This window comes from Mesorhizobium sp. M7A.F.Ca.US.006.04.2.1 (assembly GCF_004022915.1).
Lineage (GTDB): Bacteria > Pseudomonadota > Alphaproteobacteria > Rhizobiales > Rhizobiaceae > Mesorhizobium > Mesorhizobium ciceri.
In genome coordinates this window covers 1-6993 of sequence record NZ_RZQA01000284.1, presented here as the reverse complement: position 1 = coordinate 6993, position 6993 = coordinate 1, and the positions used below count along the sequence as shown (strand labels likewise).

At 63.5% G+C, this 6993-nt stretch carries 4 protein-coding genes; 3 read left to right on the top strand and 1 reads right to left on the bottom strand.

What is annotated here, in order from left to right; all coding sequences use genetic code 11:
• Window positions 1–1828 (bottom strand): heavy metal translocating P-type ATPase (locus tag EN925_RS16700; protein ID WP_128336716.1); only part of this gene is annotated, 1828 nt, incomplete at its 3' end.
• 189 nt (window positions 1829–2017) lie between these two features.
• Here EN925_RS16700 and EN925_RS16695 point away from each other — a divergent pair.
• The 3 genes from EN925_RS16695 to murJ all read left to right on the top strand — a co-directional run.
• Window positions 2018–2842, top strand: a complete 825-nt coding sequence (locus EN925_RS16695; RefSeq protein ID WP_127369548.1) for a glycosyltransferase family 25 protein — start codon at window positions 2018–2020, stop codon at window positions 2840–2842.
• A 78-nt stretch (window positions 2843–2920) separates the two neighbouring features.
• Window positions 2921–5722, top strand: a complete 2802-nt coding sequence (locus EN925_RS16690) for a [protein-PII] uridylyltransferase (RefSeq protein ID WP_127385369.1) — start codon at window positions 2921–2923, stop codon at window positions 5720–5722.
• 46 nt (window positions 5723–5768) lie between these two features.
• The coding region (gene murJ / locus EN925_RS16685; protein WP_128336714.1) for a murein biosynthesis integral membrane protein MurJ at window positions 5769–6993 on the top strand (1225 nt) is incomplete at its 3' end.

Below are 6993 nucleotides of genomic sequence, written 5' to 3'. Positions count from 1 at the left end.
TCATCGCGGCGTTCCCGAGTGCGACCGTCTTTCCCGAGACCGAACCGGACACACCCTTCCCGGTGACCGCCTCGAAGCCGCTGGCCTCTGCAACGGTCACGCCGCGCGTAGCGGCGCCGTCGACGATGGCTTCAGCCAGCGGATGCTCCGAGCCTTTCTCCAGGCCCGCGGCAAGCGCCAGCAATTCGTCTTCGGAGAAGCCGTTTGCCGTGACGACATCGGTCAGCTTCGGCCGGCCTTCGGTCAGCGTCCCCGTTTTGTCGACGATCAGCGTGTCGACGGAAGCGAAGCGTTCGAGTGCTGCGGCTTCCTTGATCAGCACGCCGGCATGCGCCCCGCGCCCGGTGGCGGTCATGATCGACATCGGCGTCGCCAGGCCGAGCGCACAGGGACAAGCGATGATCAGCACCGACACCGCCGAGACGATGGCAAAGATCAGGCTGGGCTCGGGTCCAAACACGGCCCAGGCGATGAAGGCGATAATCGCGACAAGGACGACGGCCGGGACAAAGTAGAAAGAAACGCGATCAGCCAACCCTTGGATCGGGGCGCGCGAGCGCTGCGCCTTGGCGACGAGCTCGACGATGCGCGCCAGCGTCGTCTCGGCGCCGACCTTCTCAGCGCGCATGATCAGCGCACCATTCTTGTTGAGCGTGCCGCCGGTCAGCGCATCGCCCTCGACCTTCTCGACCGGCAACGGCTCGCCCGTGATCATCGATTCGTCGAGCGAGGACCGTCCTTCCAGCACCGTGCCATCGACCGGCACGGCGTCACCGGGGCGTATGCGCAGGCGATCGCCGGCCTTGACGGCGGCGAGGGGCACGTCGTTTTCGGAACCATCGGCGGCGATCAGCCGCGCTGTCTTCGGTGCGAGATCGAGCAAGGCGCGGATCGCCGAACCGGTCTTTTCACGGGCGCGCAGCTCCAGCACCTGGCCAAGGAAGACCAGCGCGACGATGACGGCGGCAGCCTCGAAATAAACCGGCACCGCACCGCCATGGCCGCGGAACTGATGCGGAAAGATATCCGGAAACAGCGTGGCGACGACGCTGTAGAGATAGGCAGCGCCGACGCCGAGCGAGATCAGCGTCCACATGTTGGGGCTGCGGTTGACGAGCGAATCCCAGCCGCGGTGGAAGAAAGGCAGTGCCGCCCACAACACGACGGGGCTGGCCAATGCCAGCTCAAGCCAGACCTTCGTCCGCTCGTCGACAAAAGCCTGGAAAGTCAGGCCAAGCATCGGCGCCATGGCGACGACCAGCAAAGGGACGGAAAGAGCGGCACTGACCCAGAATCGCCTGGTGAAATCGACCAGTTCCGGATTGGGACCCTCGTCACCCGTTGGTATGCCCATCGGCTCCAGCGCCATGCCGCATTTCGGGCAGGATCCGGGCTTGTCGCGGACGATCTCCGGGTGCATCGGGCAGGTGTATTGCGTGCCCTTGGGCATCGGCTGCGGTGCTGGCCTGCCGCCGAGATATTTTTGCGGCTCCGCCTCGAATTTCGCCTGGCAAGCGGCCGAGCAGAAATAGAAGCCCCGGCCTTCGTGGCGGGCAAAGTACCTGGCTGTCGCGCGGTCGACGCTCATGCCGCAGACCGGATCGGTGGCGGTCAGGAATTTTTCCGGTTCGGCGACGAATTTCGTGCGGCAGCCCTGGCTGCAGAAATGATAGAGATGGCCATCATGCTCGGCCGTCGGCTTGCCAGCCGCCGGATCGACAGTCATGCCGCAGACCGGGTCGCGGACGACGCTCTTCGTGGTGGGCACGACGCCTTTTGTCGAGCAGCAGCTACCGTGCGCGTGATGATCGTGATCTGAATGCGTCATTCGAAAATGCCTTGATGGATCGCTGTGTGACGTGGAGATAGGGCTTCCAGTAACTGGAAGGTCAAGGGCTGTTTCGACTTTTCTTCTCCGGTCCACGGCGCGTCCATCCACCCCAGAAAAAGTCTCACGCGGCAACACCAGGCCTGCTAGAAAGCGCGAGCGTCGCGGGGGTGGGGATTTTCTTCGGCAATGAAGCGTCTGGTCATCAATCTCGATCGGTCTCCCGATCGCCTTGCCCGTGTGACGGCGGAGTTTGCCCGCATCGGCGTTGCATTCGAACGCGTTCAGGCCATAGACGCACGCGACCGGCCGGAGCTGGACCAGCTGCCGCAAAATGTCGGATATCGGAACAGGCTGCCATTGACTGACGGCGAGATCGCCTGCCTGCTCAGTCACCGGGCCTGCTGGGCTGTCATCGCCCAAGGCGACGCTCGCTACGGGGCGATTTTCGAGGACGACATCGTCTTTGCCGCAAAAGCCGGCGCATTGCTTCGCGACAGCGACTGGATCCCAGCCGATGCCGAAGTCGTCAAGCTCGAAAGCTACTTCTGTAAGACCGTGATCCGACGCAAGCGCATTGCCATCGGTCACGGCTTTTCCACATCCAAACTCGACGCCGGACATATAGGAACCGCCGGCTACATCATCTCCAGGCAAACCGCGCTCGACCTGATCAAGGCCACCGAGAAGATCGGCATCGCTGTCGACGACCTTGTCTTCAACCCCGAGTTTTCGGTTTTGCGAGGCGAGACGATCTATCAGCTTGTTCCTGCGCTCTGCGCGCAAGATCAGTTCCTTGGCGACAGGGCGCTCCAATTGCCAAGCCTGCTCAGAGAAAAGCGGGATATCCAGTGCGCCGCACCCGCCGGGACCGGGAAACGCAGAAAGACAGCCATAGCGCGGGTCAAAGCCGAGGCTCGGCGAATAGGCAAGCGCATTGTCGATTTCGGTCGACTGAAGCGGAGAATGGTCATTCCATTTACTTATCCGAGCCAAAACTCAGCCGGGTCTTGAACCGGCTTCAACGCCCCATACCCAGCGCCGCCAAAACGCGCTATAGACGCCGCCGAAACGGCAAGGCCGACTGGATATATGGCAAGAATCTCCCTGAAGCTCGACGAATTGATCGACGGCGAAGCCTTGCGCCGCGAGATGACCGCGCTGACCGCGGCCACGGCGGGCGACGGCTCAGGGCAGGCTGCGCGCAATGGTGTGCTCCAGCTGCTCAAGGGACGACTGGCGGACGGGCGCGCCATTGCCGAACGCATGCTGAGGGACGATGGCGGCGGCAGCGCCTGCGCGGCGCGGCTGTCGCATCTCATGGACGAGATCATCCGGGCGCTTTACGATTTCGCCGTCACCCATGTCTACCGGGTCAAGAACCCGTCCTCCGCGGAGCGCATGGCCGTCGTCGCTGTCGGCGGCTACGGCCGTGGAACGCTGGCGCCGGGGTCCGACATCGACCTGTTGTTCCTGCTGCCTTACAAGCAGACGCCGTGGGGCGAACAGACAGTCGAATACATGCTCTACATGCTGTGGGACCTGGGGCTGAAGGTCGGCCACGCCACACGCAATATCGACGAATGCCTGCGCCTGTCGCGCACCGATGTCACCATCCGCACCTCGATCCTCGAAGCACGTTTCCTGTGGGGCGAGGAAAAGCTCTATGATGAACTGATGCTGCGCTTCGACCATGAGGTGGTGCGCACGACCGGCCCCGAATATGTCCAGGCCAAGCTTGCCGAACGCGATGACCGCCATGCCAAGGCCGGCGAAAGCCGCTATCTGGTCGAGCCCAACGTCAAGGACGGCAAGGGTGGCCTGCGCGATCTGCAGACGCTGTTCTGGATCGGCAAATATTTCTACCGGGTGCGCACCGGCGAGGAACTGGTCGATAAAGGCGTCTTCACCGAGGGCGAGTACCGCGAGTTCCAGAAGGCCGAGGATTTCCTGTGGGCGGTACGCTGTCACATGCATTTCCTCACCGGCAAGGCCGAGGAGCGGCTGCATTTCGACATCCAGCGCGAGATCGCCGAACGGCTCGGCTACACCACGCACCCCGGCCTGTCCGCGGTCGAGCGCTTCATGAAGCACTACTTCCTCGTTGCCAAGGACGTCGGCGACCTGACCCGCATCTTCTGTGCCGCGCTCGAGGAGGAGCAGGCCAAGCACGTGCCGGGCTTCAACCGCATCTTCCTGACTTTCTCGCGGCGCAAGCGCAAGCTGGCCGGCACGTCGGACTTCATTGTCGACAACCACCGCATCAACATCGCCGACGACCAGGTGTTCGAGCGCGATCCGGTCAATCTGCTCAGGCTGTTCTGGTTCGCCGACAAGCACGGTCTGGAATTCCACCCCGATGCGCTGAAGCTGCTGACCCGTTCGCTCGGCCTGGTCAACAAGTCGCTGCGGCGCGACGAGGAGGCCAACCGGCTGTTCCTCGACATATTGACCTCGGATCGCAATGCCGAACTCAATCTGCGCCGCATGAACGAGGCCGGGCTGCTCGGCAGGCTGATCCCGGATTTCGGCAAGATCGTCGCCATGATGCAGTTCTCGATGTACCACCACTACACGGTGGACGAGCATCTGATCCGCTGCATCGGCGTGCTGGCCGAGATCGAACGCGGCGACGGCGAAAAGGTCCATCCCCTGTCGCACACGCTGATGCCGGGGCTGAAGAAGAGCCGCGAGGCGCTCTATGTCGCCGTACTGCTGCACGACATCGCCAAGGGGAGGCCGGAGGATCATTCCGAGGCGGGGGCCAGGATCGCACGCCGCATCTGTCCGCATATGGGGCTGTCGCCTGCCGATACCGAGACCGTTGCCTGGCTGGTCGAGAACCATCTCGTGATGTCGATGACAGCCCAGACCCGCGATCTCAACGACCGCAAGACCATCGAGGATTTCGCCGCGATCGTGCAGTCGGTCGAGCGGCTGAAGCTGCTTTTGATCCTCACCGTCTGCGACATCAGGGGCGTCGGACCGGGTGTCTGGAACGGCTGGAAGGGCCAGTTGCTGCGCACGCTCTACTACGAGACCGAATTGCTGTTGACCGGCGGGTTTTCGGAAGTGTCGCGCGCGCAACGCACGGCGGCGGCGCGCGAGCGTCTGGCCGAGGCGCTTGCCGACTGGCCGGACAAGGCCCGCAAGCGCTATGTCGGCCAGCACTACGAGAATTACCTTTTGACCGTCGATCTCGCAGACCAGCTGCGCCATGCCGAATTCATTCGTGAGGCTGACGCGTCAGGCAACAAGCTTGCCACCATGGTCAAGACCCACCAGTTCGAGGCGGTGACCGAAATCACCGTGCTGGCGCAGGACCACCCCCGCCTGCTCTCGGTCATCGCCGGGGCGTGCGCCGGGGCCGGCGGCAACATTGTCGACGCGCAGATCTTCACGACGTCGGACGGCCGTGCGCTCGACACGATCCTGATCAGCAGAGAATTCGACCGCGACGAGGACGAGCGCCGGCGTGCCGAGCGTGTCGGCCGGCTGATCGAGGACGTGCTGTCGGGCAAGAGCTGGCTGCCGGAAATGATCGAGAAGCGCACCAAGCCGCGGCGCGGCTCCAAGGTGTTCAAGATCCCGCCGCGTGCCGAAATCCGCAACACGCTGTCGAATCGTTTTTCGGTCATCGAGGTCGAGGGCCTCGACCGGCCTGGGCTGCTGTCGGAGATCACCGGAACGCTTTCCGACCTGTCGCTTGACATCGCATCGGCCCACATCACCACCTTCGGCGAAAAGGTCATCGACACTTTCTATGTCACCGATCTCACTGGCCAGAAGATAGATAGCCCGGCCCGCATCGCCACCATCCGCAATCGGCTGATGGCAACGCTCGAAGGCATCGTGCCCGAACGCGGCGGCAAGTCCAGGGCGGCGGCCGAGTGACAACGACCATCACTTTGTCCCAATTCCGCAGGCAGTTCCCAAAAGCATGAGCCTCGTCAAGAAATTCGCAACGGTCGCTTCCGGCACGCTGATGAGCCGCGCGCTCGGTTTCGGCCGCGAGATGCTGATGGCCGCCGCACTCGGCACCGGACCGGTCGCCGATGCCTTCAACGCCGCCTTCCAGTTTCCCAACACCTTTCGCCGGCTGTTTGCCGAGGGTGCCTTCAACGCCGCCTTCGTGCCGCTGTTCGCCAAGGAGATCGAGACCCACGGCACCGAAGGCGCCAAGCGCTTTTCCGAGGAAGTGTTCGGCGTGCTGTTCACGGCGCTGCTGGCGCTGACCATCATCATGGAACTGTCGATGCCGCTGATCGTGCGCTATCTGGTGGCGCCGGGTTTTGCCGGCACGCCGGGGAAGTTCGACACCACGGTGACGCTGGCGACGATCATGTTCCCTTATCTGATCTGCATGTCGCTGGGCGCGATGATGGCGGGCATGCTGAATTCGCTGCGCCGCTATTTCGCCGCCGCCGTGGCGCCGGTGTTCCTCAACATCATCCTGATCGGCGTGCTCGCCTATGCCTGGTACAAGGGCTCGGATGCCCTCACAGTCGGCTACGGGCTGTCCTGGGGCGTGCTTGCCGCCGGACTGGTGCAGCTGGCGATCGTCTGGGTGGCAGTGCGCCATGCCGGCATCTCGATCGGCTTTCGCCGTCCCAAAATGACGCCCGCGGTCAAGCGGCTGCTGATCCTGGCGCTGCCGGCGGCCATCACCGGCGGCATCACACAGATCAACCAGCTGATCGGCACGGCGATCGCCTCGGCGCAGAACAGCGCGGTCTCCTCGCTCGCCTATGCCGACCGCATCTACCAGTTGCCGCTCGGCGTGGTCGGTGTCGCGGTCGCCATCGTACTGTTGCCCGAACTGTCGCGCGCGCTGAAGTCGGGCAATCTGATCGAGGCGGCCAATCTGCAAAACCGCTCGGTCGAGTTCACACTGTTCCTGACGCTGCCGGCAGCCGCCGCACTCTGGGTGATGTCGGAGCCGATCGTACGGCTGGTCTATGAGCGCGGCGCGTTCGCCGCCAACGGCTCGACGCCAACGGTGGCGGCGATCCTGGCGATCTTCGGCCTCGGCCTCCCGGCCTTCGTGCTGATCAAGGCATTCACGCCGGGCTATTTCGCCCGAGAGGACACGCGTACTCCGATGATCTTTGCCGCCATCTCGGTGGCGGTGAACGTCACCACGGCGCTGACGCTGTTTCCACGGA

Coding starts and splice junctions, on each gene's coding strand:
- EN925_RS16690 (WP_127385369.1), top strand. CDS start 2,921: ATGGCAAGAATCTCCCTGAAGCTCGACGAATTGATCGACGGCGAAGCC.
- EN925_RS16695 (WP_127369548.1), top strand. CDS start 2,018: ATGAAGCGTCTGGTCATCAATCTCGATCGGTCTCCCGATCGCCTTGCC.